The sequence below is a fragment of the Halopseudomonas xiamenensis genome (assembly GCF_014219065.1).
Taxonomy (GTDB): domain Bacteria; phylum Pseudomonadota; class Gammaproteobacteria; order Pseudomonadales; family Pseudomonadaceae; genus Halopseudomonas; species Halopseudomonas xiamenensis.
On record NZ_JACLGO010000029.1, the window covers coordinates 1 to 15,398 of the forward strand.

A 15,398-nucleotide genomic window follows, 5' to 3' on the forward strand; every position below is an offset into this window, starting at 1 on the left:
CCTATTGGTTTTTTCGCTAACTACCAATTCTGCCCAATGAGGCATCGGGAGGGGAGGAGTCCCTTTCATTGAGCCCGAAGGGCACGGCAATCCAGAGGCACCAACACACAGAATACTGCTCTGATTAAGCACCCTGTTCCATATTTGTGAAGTGATTCCGGCATTCCCCTGCTGCGACAGGCTAGTTTCTGCTTTCCTTCTCGAAAGACCCGAAGCCCATGAACAGAATGCCTTGCGTTTATATTCTGGCGAGCAAGAAGAACGGAACGCTGTATGTCGGGGTTACATCAAACCTGCCGGGGCGAATATGGCAACACCGGGAGAAGCTGCTCCCCGGTTTCACCTCGCGATATGGGGTTGACCGTCTGGTGTGGTTCGAACCCCATGACTCGATGGAAGCTGCGATTCGACGGGAAAAGCAGCTGAAGGCCGGCAGCAGGCAAAAAAAGATCGCATTGATCATGCACCATAATCCCGACTGGCATGATCTGTACCCAGCACTGGCGTGATACCTCCAGCCAATGGCTCGCCCGCGTCACCGGTGCCATGCCGTTGGCGAGCCTGTCATGCCCCGGTACCACCCACGGTAATCTGGTCGATCTTCAACGTCGGCTGGCCCACCCCGACCGGCACCGACTGCCCGTCCTTGCCGCAGGTACCCACGCCGCTGTCCAGTTGCAGGTCGTGGCCGACCATGGATACCCGGTTCATCACCTCGGGGCCGTTGCCGATCAGGGTGGCGCCCTTCACCGGGGCGGTGATCTTGCCGTCCTCGATCAGGTAGGCCTCGCTGGTCGAGAACACGAACTTGCCGCTGGTGATATCCACCTGGCCACCGCCGAGGTTGGCGCAGTAGATGCCCTTGCTCACCGATCTGATGATGTCTTCTGGATCGCTTTCGCCGGCCAGCATGTAGGTATTGGTCATGCGCGGCATCGGCAGATGGGCGTAGGATTCGCGCCGGCCGTTGCCGGTCGGTGCCACGCCCATCAACCGGGCGTTGAGCTTGTCCTGGATATAGCCCTTGAGGATGCCGTTCTCGATCAGCATGGTGCAGTTGGTCGGGTTGCCCTCGTCATCCACGCTCAGCGAGCCACGGCGCCCCGGCAGGGTGCCGTCATCGACGATGGTGCACAGGCTGGAGGCGACCTTCTCGCCGACCCGGCCGCTGTAGGCCGAGCTGCCCTTGCGGTTGAAGTCGCCCTCCAGGCCGTGGCCGACCGCTTCATGCAACAGCACACCCGACCAGCCCGGCCCCATCACCACCGGCATGCTGCCGGCGGGCGCGGGAATCGCCTCCAGGTTCACCGTGGCCTGGCGTACCGCTTCGCGGGCGTAGGCCATGGCACGTTCCTCGGCCTCGAAGAAGCGGTAGTCGGTGCGCCCGCCACCACCGAAGCTGCCACGCTCGCGGCGACCGTTGTGCTCGATGATGACGCTGACGTTGAGCCGCACCAGCGGGCGGATGTCGCCGGCCCAGGTGCCGTCGCTGGCGGCCACCAGCACGGTATCGTGCACGCCGCCGAGACTGACCGAGACCTGGGTGATGCGCGGGTCGAGACTGCGGGTGTAGGCATCCAGGCGCTGCAGAAAGTCCACCTTGTCGGCCTGGGCCAGGCTGTCCAGCGGATTGTCCGCGCCGTACAGCGGGGTATTGCCGCTGCGCTGCCAGGCCTGCACCGCGCCATTGCTGCCGCTGCGGGCGATCGAGCGGGCGGCGCCGGCGGCCTGGTTCAGCGCGTTCAGGCGCAGGTCGTTGCTGTAGGCGAAACCGGTCTTCTCACCGGACTGGGCGCGCACACCGACACCATGGTCGACATTGAAACTGCCGTCCTTGACGATGCCGTCCTCCAGCACCCAGGACTCACTGACCTGATGCTGGAAATACAGGTCCGCCGCGTCCACGCCGGGTGCCGAGACCAGTTGGCCCAGCACACTGGCGATGCTGTCGGGGCTCAGTTCGGCCGGCAGCAGCAAGCGGCCTTCGACCTGGGTCAGCAGATTACTCATATATTCAAGACTCCCTGGTAGCCGGGACAATGCTGTCCACCGGCTCGAAGCGGCGATGCGCGGCAACCGGCATGCGTCCGCGAATGGTATTCAGGTGCTGCAGGTCGATCTCGCCGGCGATCACGCCTTCGCCCTGCGGCAGACAGGCGGTGATCTCGCCCCACGGATCGATCAGGCAGCTGTGGCCGAAGGTGTCGCGACCGTTGGCATGCGTGCCGCCCTGATTGGCGGCCAGCAGGTAACACTGAGTCTCGATCGCCCGGGCGCGCAGCAGCACTTCCCAATGGGCGGCGCCGGTCACCGCGGTAAACGCCGAGGGCACCACGATCAGCTCGGCGCCAGCGCGGCGCAGCGCCTGGTACAGTTCGGCAAAGCGTACATCGTAACAGATACTCAGGCCCAGCCGGCCCACCGGGGTATCGATACAGACCACCCGATCGCCATAGCCGTAGTCCTTCGACTCGCGGTAGCTGCGCTGGTTGTCCGCCACCTCGACATCGAACAGGTGCAGCTTGTCATAGCGCGCCACTTCGTTGCCCTGCGCGTCCAGCACCAGGCAGCAGGCCATGGCCTTGCCGCCGGCCACGGCCGGCAGCGGGATGCTGCCCGCCACCAGCCAGATGCCGTGCTGGCGGGCCTGCTCGGCGAGAAACCGGCGGATCGGCCCGCTGCCGTCGTATTCGGCGGCGGCGATCTGCTGCAATGCCCGATTGCCGAAGGCGGCGAAGCATTCCGGCAGCAGCGCCAGCTGCGCGCCCTGCTGCGCTGCCTCGGCGATCAGACGGGCGGCAGTGTCCAGGTTGGCCTGTACCTCCGCACCACTGATCATCTGTATGGCGGCAACCTGCGACATGTCAATCCTCCAGCGCGGCTTTGTCATCGAATGCCCGGTCGAAGTCGACCGACGGCTGCTTCCAGTCGCCGCTGATGCGGTACTTGACCGAGGCGAAGCGTGCGACCCGGTCTCCGAGAATCCGGTCGACCAGGAACAGCACCCCGCCAATGTGCGGCGCGCCGGCGATGATCGCCGCCAGCGGCAGATTGTTGGTCACCGGCAGGGTCACCAGCAGGCCCATGTCGACCCGGTCGGCGGGCAGGTCCAGGGTGCCGTCGAGCTGCAGCTTGGCACTCGGCCCGTCCATCACCAGCGGTGTCATGGTCTGCATCAGGCCGTTGGTCATGGCCACCTCACCACTGAAGGTATCATAGGCGGTGCCCTTGCCGAACAGGTCGGAGAAGTCCAGCCGCAGGCGCCGGGTCAGGGCGTTGAAGTTCAGCAGACCGAACACGCGCAGCGCCTCGGCACCGCTTTCACCACTCTGCAGCATGCCATCCTCGGCCTGCACCGCCAGCGAGCCGGAGCTGCGCTTGAGTGCAAACCAGGCCGGCGAGCCGGGCCAGTCCAGGCCGACCTGCGCCTGGAAGGACTTGCTGGTCACCGTTGGCGCATAGCGCCAGGCACTCAGCACCCGGCCGATGTCACCGGCCGCCAGGCTGCCATCGAAGCGGGTACGCTCGGCACTCCAGTGCATGCCCCCGCTCAACTGCAGGCCACCGCGCAGCGCCAGGTCGATATCGCGGATATCCAGCCCGGCGGCATCCGGCTGCAGCTCGAAGCGTGTGGCGCCGACCAGGTCCTCACCCCAGTACAGCTGTTCGATATTCACCTGCATGGCCGGCACGCTGGTCGGGTCGATGCCGCGCAGCGGATCTTCCGGCACCAGCGGTTCGATCAGCCCGTCGCTGTCGCTGGGCAGCTCGCTGCTGCGGGCAAAGCCCAGGCGCTGCAGATCCAGGCTGATGGGCGCGTCATCGGCGCTCGGCAGATGGATGCGGCCCAGCAGATCAGGGTGCTCGGAGATCAGCTCCCAGCCGGCGGCGTCCGGCCGCGCGGTGACGCTCAGGTCGCGCAGGTCCAGACCGAAGCCGGTAAAGTGCCCGGCCTGCACCTGCACCTGGTTCAACGACTGCAGCGGCGCCTGCTGCCCAGAGCCGGGCGGACCGGACGCCCCGGTCAAGGTCTCGCTCGACAGCACGCCGGAGGCGAACCACTGCTGCCACTGTTGCCAGTCGAACTCATCGAAACGGGCACTGACATCGATGCCCCGGGTAGCGGACGGCTGGGCCAGGCCCCGGCGATAGCGGATATCACCGGACAGCTCACCGCCACGCTCCAGCAACAGGCCGCGCAGGTCGTCGCCGAGCTGGAACTGCCAACGTGAGGGCTCACCCATATCCAGCTGCAGGCGGCTGGGCAGACTGGCATCGGTGGCCTTGGCCAGCGGGCCGGGCAGATCGAGCTGAATGCCACGCAGGTCACTTTGCACCAGCAGGCGGCGCAGGTCGTCGCCCAGCAGCAGTTCGGCATTCCAGCTGGCGCTGCCCTGCGCCAGCCGCGGCGGCAGCGCCGCCAGCAGCGGCCAGCTGCGCAGGTTGTCGATGCCATGCGTGCCACTCAGGCGCAGCCGCTGGTTATCACCCTGCAGGTCGATGCTGGCCTTGACCGGCTGTTCAAGAAAACGCAGGGTGATCGCCTCGCTGGTCAGCCCCGTGCCATGTTCGTAGCGCAGCAGGCCATCGAGGTCACGCAGCGGCGCCTGCAGCAGTGGTATGTCCAGCCGCTCGGCGTGCGCCTGCAACTGCAACTGGACCCTGGGTTGATGCCCGCCACCCAGAGGTATGCCCAGCTGCAGCGCGCCCTGCAGGTCACCGCTACCACTCCAGCCATGCAGTGGGTCGCCGGTCAGCTGGGTCAAGGGGGTGTCCTGCAGCAACTGCAGGCCGTCGCCCAGCGGGCCGCTGAAGCGGCCGCCGATCTGCAGTTCCAGCCTGTCATCGGCCAGGCGCCCGAGGGTCACTCGGGTGTCATCCAGTTGCATCTGCAGCAGCCGGGCCTGCGCCTGGTTGATATCCAGATCGGCATTGTGCAGATACAGCGAGCCGCTGACCTGGTCCAGCGCTGGCCAACCCGGCTGGAAGTTCAGGCTGCCCTGCTCCAGCCGTCCATACAGGCTGATCAGACGCTCCTCGCTGGTGGCCGCCTTGAGCAGCGAACCCTGGTAGGCAAAGATCGCCAGCGGTACCGCGCCGCTGAGCTGAGACTCCTGCAGCCATTCGGTCAGGGCCGGCTCCATCGCTGGAGACAAGGTGGGCAGGTAGTTGCCGTGATACTCGGCGCGGCTGTCACGCAGTGCCACTCGCAGATCCATGGTCGGCGTGCCGCCCGGCGGCGGCACGTGCAACTGCAGGGTCGCCGCGCCGACGCCTTCACTGCTGCTGACCGCCGCGCCCGGCACCGCCAGCCGCAGCCCCTGCTGCTCGGACCAGCTCCAGCTCATCGCACCGACCAGCGCATCGTAATGCCAGCGATTGGGGAACAGCTTGGGCAGGTGCATGCTCCAGTCATGGGTGTCGACCCGCAGCTCGCCGGCACTGGGCGTGCCCGAGACCATCCCACTGATGCCGGCGAAGGCCGGCACCCCGTCCCAGGCCTCGACCGCAACCCGATCCAGGCGTGCCTGCAGGGACCAGTCGGCGAACCCGGCCAGGCTGCCGCCCTGCACCAGCACATCGCGCAGCGTACCCTGCGGCGCCAGCACGGTGAGGACCTCAGCCGCCTGTTCATCCGGCAGCGCACCCGGCAGCCAGGCGCCGAGCAGCGCCAGCGGCAACTGGTCAGCGCGCGCCTGCCATTGACCATCAGCGGGGCTGCGGGTCAGCTGCAGACGGGTCGCCGGCCAGCCATCCTCACCCACACTCAGGCTCAGTTGCTCGATATCCAGGCGCTGCTGATCGTCTTCGAGCTGCAGCTCGAACTGTAGCTGCAGGTCCTGTATTGCCGGCGCCTCGCGCGGCAGATCAAGCTCGACCACCGGTGCGGTCAGCTGTCCGTTGAGCTGCTGCAGGCGGGTCTGCTGCCAGTGCCCCCACAGTTGCCCCCCGGCCACCACATGCTGGATGCGGGCCCGCTGCAGCAGTTCCGCGGGCAGCCAATGGCTCCAGTCGCTGGCCGGCAGGTCGGCGAAAAACTGCATCTCGGCCTGGCGCCAGTCCCGGTCGGGCAGCGAGCCCTCCAGCTGCAGGCTGACCATCTGCTCATCCGGCAGACGCATGCGCGCGTCCAGCCGATGCCACTGGCCACGGTTCAGCAGGGTCAGGTCACCCTCGGTAAATACCCAATCGGGCTGCGCCCAGGGGCTGATGCGGATGCTGGTATCCAGCAGAGTGATACGTCGTTGCTCGAACAGCCGCTGCAGGGCACGGTCCAGGCCGTTGACCTCGGGGCTGCTCTGGCCCAGACCGCTGAGCCGCCAGTCGCCGTCGGCATCCTCGATGACTTCCAGCGCCAGGCCTTCCAGTTGCAGCGCGTCCATCACTGGCTGGCGGTGCCACAGGCTGGAGAATACGTCGATGCGGGCGGTGACATGCTGCAGATCGAGCAATACCGGGCTGTCGCGCTCGGCCGCCTCGTGCACCCGCAGACCGCGCAGCGTCAGTACCGGCTGTGCGCCCTGCATCTCGCCCTGCAGGCCCTGCAACTCGATGGCGCGCCCGGTCTCACGCTCGACCCAGGCGACCAGCTCGGCCTGGTAGTCGGCCACCGCCGGCACGAACTGGCGCCCGAGACTGACGTACGCCGCCGCCAGCAGCAGCCAGCCCACCAACAGCAGGATCAGGCCATCGAGAAAACGCCGCAACCAGCGTTGCCAGCTCATGGAAGGTCAGTCACTCCGGATCGGTTGAACCACGCCATCGCCCACTGCGGGCGAGGCACTGCTACATCAGCACCACATCGTACTGTTCCTGGGTGTACATGGTTTCTACCTGGAATTTGATCGGCCGTTCAATGAACATTTCCAGGTCGGCGACGTTGCCCGACTCCTCGTCGAGCAGCCGGTCGATCACCGCCTGTGAGGCCAGCACCATGTAGCCGCCGGCCTGATAGGCCCGAGCTTCACGCAGGATCTCACGAAAAATCTCATAGCACACGCTCTCGGCGGTCTTCTGGATACCGCGCCCCGAGCAGCACGGGCAGGGCTCGCAGAGAATCTGTTCGAGGCTCTCGCGGGTGCGCTTGCGGGTCATCTGCACCAGCCCCAGTTCGGTAATGCCGATGATATTGCTCTTGGCGTGGTCACGTTCCAGCTGGCGTTCCAGCGTACGCAGCACCTGGCGGCGATGCTCCTCGTCTTCCATATCGATGAAGTCGATGATGATGATGCCGCCCAGGTTGCGCAGGCGCAGTTGCCGGGCAATCGAGGTGGCCGCCTCCAGATTGGTCTTGAAGATGGTCTCTTCCAGGTTGCGATGGCCGACGAAGGCACCAGTGTTGACGTCGATGGTGGTCATCGCCTCGGTCTGGTCGATCACCAGGTAGCCGCCGGACTTGAGCATCACCTTGCGCTCCATGGCCTTCTGGATCTCATCCTCGATGCCGTACAGGTCGAACACCGGGCGCTCGCCCGGATAGTGTTCGAGCATGTCCTCGACCCCGGGCATCAGCTCCTGGACGAACTGCTCGACCTTCTGGAAGGTCTCCCGCGAGTCGATGCGGATCTTCTCGATCCGCGGGTTGGCCAGGTCGCGCAGGGTACGCAGCGCCAGCGGCAGGTCCTCATAGATCACCGAGGGCGCCGGTGCGGTATTCATCTGCTGGGATATCTGCTGCCACAGGCGCCGCACATAGCGGATATCCACCAGGATGTCCTCTTCCCGGGCGGCCTCGGCGGCGGTGCGCAGGATGAAGCCACCGCGTTCCTCGATACCTTCCTGCTCGACGCAGCGGGCCACGATGTCGCGCAGACGCTCGCGCTCGGCCTCATCCTCGATCTTCAGGGAAATCCCCACATGCGGGGTGCGCGGCATGTACACCAGATAGCGCGACGGTACCGACAGGTGGGTGGTCAGGCGTGCGCCCTTGGTGCCGATCGGGTCCTTGGTCACCTGCACCACCAGTGCCTTGCCTTCGTGCACCAGGGCGCTGATCGGCTCGACCGCCGCGCCTTCACGTTCGGAGATTTCCGAGGCATGGATGAACGCCGCCCGCTCTAGGCCGATATCGACGAAGGCCGCCTGCATGCCGGGCAGTACCCGCACCACCTTGCCCTTGTAGATATTGCCGACGATGCCCCGGCGCAGGGTGCGTTCGATGTGCACTTCCTGGAGCATGCCGTTTTCCACCAGCGCGACCCGGGTCTCCATTGGCGTGATGTTGATCAGGATTTCTTCGCTCATGGAGCCCTCGTTCCCCTTGTGTAGACCGTCAGAATACCGGTCTGCCGGCCTCCTGTCAGCGCGGCTGCCAGCAGGCCATGGCGAATTCGGCGAGCAGCTCGGCGGTTTCCATCAGCGGCAGCCCCACCACCGCGCTGTAGCTGCCGGCGATGTGCGCGACGAATACCGCGCCCAGGCCCTGGATACCGTAGCCTCCAGCCTTGTCCGCCGGCTCACCGGTATCCCAGTAGGCGCTGATCTCGGCCTCGCTCAGCGCCCGGAAACGTACCTGGGTGACCACCGGGCGCAGCCGCACATCGCGGCCCCTGGCCACGGCGACAACGGTAATCACGCTGTGCTCCCGAGCGGACAGGGCGCGCAGCATGGCCAGGCCCTGCTCGCGGTCGACCGGCTTGCCAAGAATGCGTCCATCCAGCACCACCGCGGTATCGGCGGCCAGCACCACAGCGCCGGCCGGCGCCTGCTCCACGCCGGCGCGTACTTTGTCGCGGGTCACCCGCTGCACATAGTCCATGGCCGCCTCGCCGGCCAGCACCTGCTCGTCCACCGCGCAGGATACGACCTGCAGCGGCACGCCGATCTGCTCCAGCAGCTCGCGCCGGCGTGGCGACGCCGAGGCCAGGTACAGCGTCTGTTCAGAGCACATGGAAGCGCCGCCGTATACCGCGCAACACCGAGAATACCCACGGCCAGAGCAACGCACTGATCACCGCCGGCAACAGGTACAGCAGGGTTGGCGGGCGGTTGCCGGCGAGACTGCTCAGCCACAGCGCGACCATCTGCGCGATACCCAGTACCGGCAGCATCACCAGACTCTGCTGCCACAGCGGAAAACGACGGATACGCTGGTACAGCAGCAATACCAGCCAGGCCACCAGCACCAGCACCAGGGCGTTCTGGCCGAACAGCTCGCCGAACAGCACATCGGTGGCCAGCCCGGCCACCCAGGCGGTGAGCAGGCCGACACGGTGCGGCAGCGCCATCACCCAGTAGGCCACCACCATCGCCAGCCACATCGGCCGGCCGGCATCGAAAGGCGCGGGCATGGGCACCACGCTGAGTACCAGTGCCGCGAGGAAGGTCAGTCCCACGATCAGGCTACTGCGCATCGCCCTGCTCCTCTTCAGCCGGCGCCGCCGGAGCGGCATCGGGCACGGCAGCCGTCTCGTCCGACAGCGGTTCCTCATCCGCCTCCAGGCTCAGCGCCGGCAACACATCACCGTAGCCACTCTCGGGGCTGAACACCAGCAGCAGGTAGCGGCTGCGGTTGAGCTGCGCGGTGGGGGCGACGCGCACCTCGGCGAACGGCTGCGAGGAGTCGCGATTGACATGGGTGACGCGGCCCACCGGATAGCCGGCCGGGAAGCGCTGGCCCAGGCCGGAACTGACCACGATATCGTCGACACGGATATCGGCGGTATCGCTGACATGTCGCAATTCCAGCCAGTCGCTGCTGCCGGTGCCGGTGGCGATCGCGCGCAGGCCATTGCGGTTGATCTGTACCGGCAGGCTGTGGGACACATCGGTAATCAGCAGCACCCGGGCACTGAACGGCAGCACCTCGATCACCTGGCCCATGAGTCCGGTGGCATCCAGCACCGGCTGGCCGAGAAACACCCCGTCGCGCTCGCCACGGTTGATCAGGATACGCTGGGTAAAGGCATTGGGATCGATACCGATCAACTCGGCGACCAGTACCCGTTCGTCCAGCAGTTCGGAGGAATTGAGCAACTCGCGCAGGCGCACGTTCTGCTCGGTCAATGCCGCCAGTTTCTGCAGCTTGCGCTTGGTCAGCAGCGCCTCGGCGCGCAGGCCCTCGTTCTCGGCGATCAGGTCGGCGCGACTGGTCAGCTGCAGATAGACAGTATCCCAGGCGCGCACCGGCAACTCGGCAACGTAATACAGTGGCGTCAGCAGCATGCCCAACTGCGAGCGCAGGGGCTTGAGGGCGGCGAAACGGGCGTCCACCACCATCAGTACGATCGACAGTACCGTCAGCGCCAGAAAGCGGACCCCGAGCGACGGCCCCTTGATGAAAAGCGGTTTGATGATGGGCTCCTTGCGACAGCAGGATCAGACCGTGGCGACAGCCCCGGCCTGCAGCACGCCGGGCTGCCCGCCAGCGATCACTCGGTGGACAGCAGATCCATGGCGTGCTGGTCCATCATCTCCAGCGCCCGGCCACCGCCACGGGCCACGCAGGTCAGCGGCTCCTCGGCAACGATCACCGGCAGACCGGTTTCCTGGGCCAGCAGCTTGTCCAGATCACGCAGCAGCGCGCCGCCGCCGGTGAGGATCAGGCCACGCTCGGCGATGTCCGAGGCCAGCTCCGGCGGCGACTGCTCCAGCGCGCTCTTGACTGCCTGGACTATGGTCTGCAGCGACTCCTGCAGCGCCTCCAGCACTTCGTTGGAGTTCAGCGTGAAGGCCCGTGGCACGCCCTCGGCCAGGTTGCGCCCGCGCACGTCGACTTCCAGCACTTCGCCACCGGGGAAGGCCACGCCGATTTCCTGCTTGATGCGCTCGGCGGTGGACTCGCCGATCAGGCTGCCATAGTTGCGCCGCACATAGGTGATGATGGCCTCGTCGAAACGGTCGCCGCCAACCCGTACCGACTCGGCATAGACCACGCCGTTGAGCGAGATCAGCGCGATCTCGGTGGTGCCACCGCCGATATCCACGACCATCGAGCCATGCGCCTCTTCCACCGGCAGGCCGGCACCGATGGCCGCGGCCATCGGCTCCTCGATCAGGTATACTTCACGGGCACCGGCGCCCAGTGCCGACTCGCGGATGGCGCGGCGCTCGACCTGGGTGGACTTGCACGGCACGCAGATCAGCACCCGCGGGCTGGGCTGGATAAAGCTGTTCTCATGCACCTTGTTGATGAAGTACTGCAGCATCTTCTCGCACACGCTGAAGTCAGCGATGACGCCATCCTTCATCGGCCGGATCGCCTGAATGTTGCCGGGGGTACGGCCGAGCATGCGCTTGGCCTCGGTGCCCACCGCCACCACGCTCTTCTGGTTGCCGTGGGTGCGAATGGCAACTACGGACGGTTCATCCAGTACAATGCCCCGCTCGCGAACATAAATCAGAGTATTGGCGGTTCCCAGGTCGATGGACAGGTCACTGGAAAACATGCCACGAATTTTTTTGAACATGCGTTGAATACACCCCGAGGGCACATGGGTTGATTGTAAAGAAACACTGATAAGCTGGTCGCCTGGCAAATGGCCACTGACACACAGGATGAAGAGCGGCGGAACGACTCGAACACAGGCAACTGATCGGTACTTCCCGAAGTGTCGCAACTCTAACAATGGCGGGGTTTTTGGGCAAGGCGCGGATGTGGTAAATTCGTCCCTTTTCCCGGAATTACCCAGCATCCAACCCGGATCGTCCGGCTTCATGGAGAATACACATGGCCCTAGACCGCTCAGACGTGGAACAACTCGCCCATCTGGCGCGCATTGGCATCCAGGATGAGGACATTCCCGCCACCACGGCCAAACTGTCCAGCATCATGGGCCTGATCGACACCATGCAGGCTGTCGACACCAGCGGCGTCGAGCCGCTTGCCCACCCCCTGGAAACCACCCAGCGCCTGCGCGCCGACGTGGTCACCGAAAGCAACCAGCGCGAGGCGCTGCAGGCCATCGCACCAGCCACCGAACAGGGTCTTTATCTGGTTCCGCGGGTCATCGAGTAATTTGATACGAGATTATTAGACATGCATGAGAAAACCCTGGCCGGTTTGTCCCAGGCCCTGCGCAGCAAGGCGATCTCCAGCGTCGAGCTGACCGAGCACTACCTCAAGCGCATCGACCAGCTTGATGGCACGCTCAACAGCTTCATCACCGTCACCCCGGAGCTGGCCCTGGAGCAGGCCCGCGCCGCCGATGCACGCCTGGCCGACGGCAGCGCCGGTCCGCTGACCGGTATCCCGCTGGCGCACAAGGACCTGTTCTGCACCCGGGGCGTGCGCACCAGCTGCGGCTCGAAGATGCTCGACAACTTCATCGCGCCCTATGAGTCGACCGTCACCCAACGCTTCATTGATGCCGGCAGCGTGACCCTGGGCAAGACCAACATGGACGAGTTCGCCATGGGCTCGTCCAACGAATCCAGCTTCTACGGCCCGGTACGCAACCCGTGGAACCTCGAACATATCCCCGGCGGCTCCTCCGGCGGTTCGGCCGCCGCCGTGGCGGCCCGGCTGTGCGCCGCGGCCACCGGCACCGATACCGGTGGCTCGATCCGCCAGCCGTCGGGTTTCAATGCCCTGACCGGCCTCAAGCCGACCTATGGCCGGGTATCGCGCTGGGGCATGATCGCCTATGCCTCCAGCCTCGACCAGGCTGGCCCGATGGCCCGCACCGCCGAGGACTGCGCATTGCTGCTGCAGGCCATGGCCGGTTTCGATGACAAGGACTCCACCAGTGTCGACCAGCCGGTACCGGACTACAGCGCCGAGCTGAACCAGCCGCTGGCCGGTGTGCGCATCGGCCTGCCGAAGGAGTATTTCGCCAGCGGCCTGGACAGCACCACCGCCGATGCGATCGCCGCCGCGGTCAAGCAGTTCCAGGCACTCGGCGCCGAGGTCAAGGACATCAGCCTGCCCAACGCCGACCTGGCGATTCCAGCCTATTACGTGATCGCCTCGGCTGAGGCCTCCTCCAACCTGTCGCGCTTCGACGGGGTGCGCTTCGGCTATCGCTGCGACAATCCGGCGGACCTGACCGACCTGTACCTGCGCTCACGCGCCGAGGGCTTCGGTGACGAGGTCAAGCGCCGCATCATGGTCGGCGCCTACGCGCTGTCCGCCGGTTACTACGATGCCTACTACCTGCAGGCACAGAAGATCCGCCGGCTGATCAAGAACGACTTCATGGCCGCCTACGAGCAGGTCGACGTTATCCTCTGCCCGACCTCGCCGACCCCGGCGTTCCGCATCGGCGAGAAGATCGACGATCCGGTCAGCCTGTACCTGACCGACATCTATACCATCACCGCCAACCTCGCCGGGGTGCCGGGCATCGCCCTGCCGGCCGGCTTCGCCGGTGACCTGCCGATCGGCATGCAACTGCTCGGCCCGTACTTCAGCGAGCCGCGGCTGCTGAACATTGCTCACCAGTACCAGCAGCACACCGACTGGCACACCCGCACGCCTGATGGGTTTTGAGGAATACTGAACATGCAATGGGAAATCGTTATCGGGCTGGAAATTCACGCCCAGCTCACCACCGCCTCGAAGATCTTCTCGGGCAGCGCCACCACCTTCGGCGCCGAGCCCAATACCCAGGCCAGCCTGATCGACCTGGGCATGCCCGGCACCCTGCCGGTACTCAACGCCCAGGCGGTGAAGAACGCTGTCAAGTTCGGCCTGGCGATCGATGCCGAGATCGGCATGACCAACGTGTTCGCACGCAAGAACTACTTCTACCCCGACCTGCCCAAGGGCTACCAGATCAGCCAGATGGAGCTGCCGATCGTCGGCAAGGGCCATCTGGACATCACCCTGGATGACGGCACAGTCAAGCGTGTCGGCGTAACCCGCGCGCACCTGGAGGAAGACGCCGGCAAGAGCCTGCACGAGGACTTCCATGGCATGAGCGGCATCGACCTGAACCGCGCCGGCACGCCGCTGCTGGAAATCGTCTCCGAGCCGGACATGCGCAGTGCCAAGGAGGCGGTCGCCTACGCCAAGACCATCCACTCGCTGGTGCGCTACCTGGGCATCTGCGACGGCAACATGGCCGAAGGTTCGCTGCGTTGCGACTGCAACGTCTCGGTACGGCCCAAGGGGCAGGCCGAGTTCGGCACCCGCTGCGAGATCAAGAACGTCAACTCGTTCCGCTTCATCGAGAAGGCCATCAATACCGAGGTGCAGCGCCAGATCGAACTGATCGAGGACGGCGGCAAGGTGGTGCAGGAAACCCGCCTGTACGACCCGAACAAGGACGAGACCCGCTCCATGCGCAGCAAGGAGGAAGCCAACGACTACCGTTACTTCCCCGACCCGGACCTGCTGCCGGTGGTCATCGAGCCGGCCTTCATCGAGCAGGTACGCGGTGAGCTACCGGAACTGCCGCAACAGAAACGCGAGCGCTTCCAGAGCGAGTTCGGCCTGTCGGCCTATGATGCCAGCGTGCTGGCGGCCAGCCGCGAGATGGCCGATTACTTCGAGCAGGTACAGCAGACCTGCGGCGACGCCAAGCTGGCGGCCAACTGGGTAATGGGCGAGCTGTCCAGCCTGCTGAACAAGTCCGATATCGAGATCGAGCAGTCGCCAGTCAGCGCCAGCCAGCTGGGTGGCATGATCCTGCGCATCAAGGACAACACCATTTCCGGCAAGATCGCCAAGATGGTGTTCGAGGCCATGGCCGCCGGCGAAGGTGACGCCGACCAGATCATCGAAGCCAGGGGCCTGAAGCAGGTCACCGACAGCGGCGCCATCGAGGCCATGCTGGATGAGGTACTGGCGGCGAACGCCGAGCAGGTCGAGCAGTACCGCGCCAGCGACGAGGCCAAGCGCGGCAAGATGTTCGGTTTCTTCGTCGGCCAGGCGATGAAGGCATCGAAGGGCAAGGCCAACCCGCAGCAGGTCAACCAGTTGCTCAAGCAGAAACTGGAAGGCTGAGTTTTGCCTGTCGTCAACGCCATCCTTCGCTTCCGTCCCAGCCGCGCCGGCACCCTGCCGGTGCTGCTGGGGCGCGCACTGCTCACCTCGCTCCTGCTGCTGCCCGGCTGCTCGGCCATCGGCGACAGCCTGGACGACAGCGATGGCGGCCTGTCTTACACCGCCGAGGGCCGCGCCTCCTACTATTCCTCACGCCTGCATGGTCGGCGTACCGCCAGCGGCGAACCCTACGACGAAACAGCGATGACCGCCGCCCACCCGAGTCTGCCGTTCGATGCCCAGCTGTGCGTCACCAACCTGTTCAATGGTCGCAGTACCGTGGTGCGGGTGAATGACCGCGGCCCCTTCGTCGGCAACCGCATCATCGACGTCTCGCTGGCTGCCGCCAAGGAACTGGGCATGCTGCGCGCCGGTACCGCCCGGGTACGGGTGGAGACCTGCGAACTGGAGTCCTGAGACACCCCGGAGCCGGGGGCAAGCCCACCGGCTGCTATACTGGCGATACTTCGCC

General features: G+C 65.5%; 13 protein-coding genes. 5 read left to right on the forward strand and 8 right to left on the reverse strand.

The window, feature by feature from the left end:
• The first annotated feature begins 218 nt into the window (after positions 1-218).
• Positions 219-509, forward strand: a complete 291-nt coding sequence (locus H6X51_RS16390) for a GIY-YIG nuclease family protein (RefSeq protein ID WP_185268546.1) — start codon at positions 219-221, stop codon at positions 507-509.
• A 55-nt stretch (positions 510-564) separates the two neighbouring features.
• Here the strand turns inward: H6X51_RS16390 and tldD are convergent, their stop codons facing one another.
• The 8 genes from tldD to mreB all read right to left on the reverse strand — a co-directional run bounded on the left by tldD (position 565) and on the right by mreB (position 11,408).
• Positions 565-2,010 carry a metalloprotease TldD gene (gene tldD / locus H6X51_RS16395; protein ID WP_185268547.1) on the reverse strand — a complete coding sequence of 482 codons (1,446 nt, stop codon included), beginning with the start codon at positions 2,008-2,010 and terminating at the stop codon, positions 565-567.
• A 4-nt stretch (positions 2,011-2,014) separates the two neighbouring features.
• Positions 2,015-2,863 carry a carbon-nitrogen hydrolase family protein gene (locus H6X51_RS16400; protein ID WP_185268548.1) on the reverse strand — a complete coding sequence of 283 codons (849 nt, stop codon included), beginning with the start codon at positions 2,861-2,863 and terminating at the stop codon, positions 2,015-2,017.
• A 1-nt stretch (position 2,864) separates the two neighbouring features.
• A complete protein-coding gene (locus H6X51_RS16405; protein WP_185268549.1) occupies positions 2,865-6,725 on the reverse strand; it encodes a YhdP family protein in 3,861 nt (1,286 codons plus the stop codon).
• Between the two features lie 61 nt (positions 6,726-6,786).
• A complete protein-coding gene (rng, locus tag H6X51_RS16410; RefSeq protein WP_185268550.1) occupies positions 6,787-8,244 on the reverse strand; it encodes a ribonuclease G in 1,458 nt (485 codons plus the stop codon).
• A gap of 55 nt (positions 8,245-8,299) precedes the next feature.
• Positions 8,300-8,890, reverse strand: coding sequence for a Maf family protein (locus H6X51_RS16415; RefSeq protein WP_185268551.1), 591 nt, complete (start codon positions 8,888-8,890; stop codon positions 8,300-8,302).
• Positions 8,880-9,353, reverse strand: coding sequence for a rod shape-determining protein MreD (gene mreD / locus H6X51_RS16420; RefSeq protein ID WP_185268552.1), 474 nt, complete (start codon positions 9,351-9,353; stop codon positions 8,880-8,882). Before mreD ends, H6X51_RS16415 begins: the two co-directional genes overlap by 11 nt.
• A complete protein-coding gene (gene mreC / locus H6X51_RS16425; RefSeq protein ID WP_185268595.1) occupies positions 9,343-10,278 on the reverse strand; it encodes a rod shape-determining protein MreC in 936 nt (311 codons plus the stop codon). The genes mreD and mreC overlap by 11 nt, the downstream gene beginning before the upstream one ends.
• 92 nt (positions 10,279-10,370) lie before the next feature.
• Complete coding sequence (mreB, locus tag H6X51_RS16430; RefSeq protein ID WP_185268553.1) at positions 10,371-11,408, reverse strand: rod shape-determining protein MreB; 1,038 nt, start codon at positions 11,406-11,408, stop codon at positions 10,371-10,373.
• Positions 11,409-11,668: 260 nt separating this feature from the next.
• Here mreB and gatC point away from each other — a divergent pair, with 260 nt between their 5' ends.
• The 4 genes from gatC to H6X51_RS16450 are packed head-to-tail and all read left to right on the forward strand — an operon-like array spanning position 11,669 to position 15,343.
• Positions 11,669-11,956 carry an Asp-tRNA(Asn)/Glu-tRNA(Gln) amidotransferase subunit GatC gene (gatC, locus tag H6X51_RS16435; RefSeq protein WP_185268554.1) on the forward strand — a complete coding sequence of 96 codons (288 nt, stop codon included), beginning with the start codon at positions 11,669-11,671 and terminating at the stop codon, positions 11,954-11,956.
• Positions 11,957-11,977: 21 nt separating this feature from the next.
• Positions 11,978-13,429, forward strand: coding sequence for an Asp-tRNA(Asn)/Glu-tRNA(Gln) amidotransferase subunit GatA (gene gatA / locus H6X51_RS16440; RefSeq protein ID WP_185268555.1), 1,452 nt, complete (start codon positions 11,978-11,980; stop codon positions 13,427-13,429).
• Positions 13,430-13,441: 12 nt separating this feature from the next.
• Positions 13,442-14,887 (forward strand): Asp-tRNA(Asn)/Glu-tRNA(Gln) amidotransferase subunit GatB, encoded by a 1,446-nt coding sequence (gatB, locus tag H6X51_RS16445; protein WP_185268556.1) that lies wholly within the window; start codon positions 13,442-13,444, stop codon positions 14,885-14,887.
• A gap of 54 nt (positions 14,888-14,941) precedes the next feature.
• On the forward strand, positions 14,942-15,343 hold the full coding sequence (locus H6X51_RS16450; protein ID WP_407925982.1) for a septal ring lytic transglycosylase RlpA family protein: 402 nt from the start codon (positions 14,942-14,944) through the stop codon (positions 15,341-15,343).
• Positions 15,344-15,398: the final 55 nt, after the last annotated feature.

What these genes read in the sequence shown, in the direction of transcription:
- H6X51_RS16390 (WP_185268546.1), top strand. Translation starts at nt 219, where the DNA reads ATGAACAGAATGCCTTGCGTTTATATTCTGGCGAGCAAGAAGAACGGA.
- tldD (WP_185268547.1), bottom strand. Translation starts at nt 2,010, where the DNA reads ATGAGTAATCTGCTGACCCAGGTCGAAGGCCGCTTGCTGCTGCCGGCC.
- H6X51_RS16400 (WP_185268548.1), bottom strand. Translation starts at nt 2,863, where the DNA reads ATGTCGCAGGTTGCCGCCATACAGATGATCAGTGGTGCGGAGGTACAG.
- H6X51_RS16405 (WP_185268549.1), bottom strand. Translation starts at nt 6,725, where the DNA reads ATGAGCTGGCAACGCTGGTTGCGGCGTTTTCTCGATGGCCTGATCCTG.
- rng (WP_185268550.1), bottom strand. Translation starts at nt 8,244, where the DNA reads ATGAGCGAAGAAATCCTGATCAACATCACGCCAATGGAGACCCGGGTC.
- H6X51_RS16415 (WP_185268551.1), bottom strand. Translation starts at nt 8,890, where the DNA reads ATGTGCTCTGAACAGACGCTGTACCTGGCCTCGGCGTCGCCACGCCGG.
- mreD (WP_185268552.1), bottom strand. Translation starts at nt 9,353, where the DNA reads ATGCGCAGTAGCCTGATCGTGGGACTGACCTTCCTCGCGGCACTGGTA.
- mreB (WP_185268553.1), bottom strand. Translation starts at nt 11,408, where the DNA reads ATGTTCAAAAAAATTCGTGGCATGTTTTCCAGTGACCTGTCCATCGAC.
- gatC (WP_185268554.1), top strand. Translation starts at nt 11,669, where the DNA reads ATGGCCCTAGACCGCTCAGACGTGGAACAACTCGCCCATCTGGCGCGC.
- gatA (WP_185268555.1), top strand. Translation starts at nt 11,978, where the DNA reads ATGCATGAGAAAACCCTGGCCGGTTTGTCCCAGGCCCTGCGCAGCAAG.
- gatB (WP_185268556.1), top strand. Translation starts at nt 13,442, where the DNA reads ATGCAATGGGAAATCGTTATCGGGCTGGAAATTCACGCCCAGCTCACC.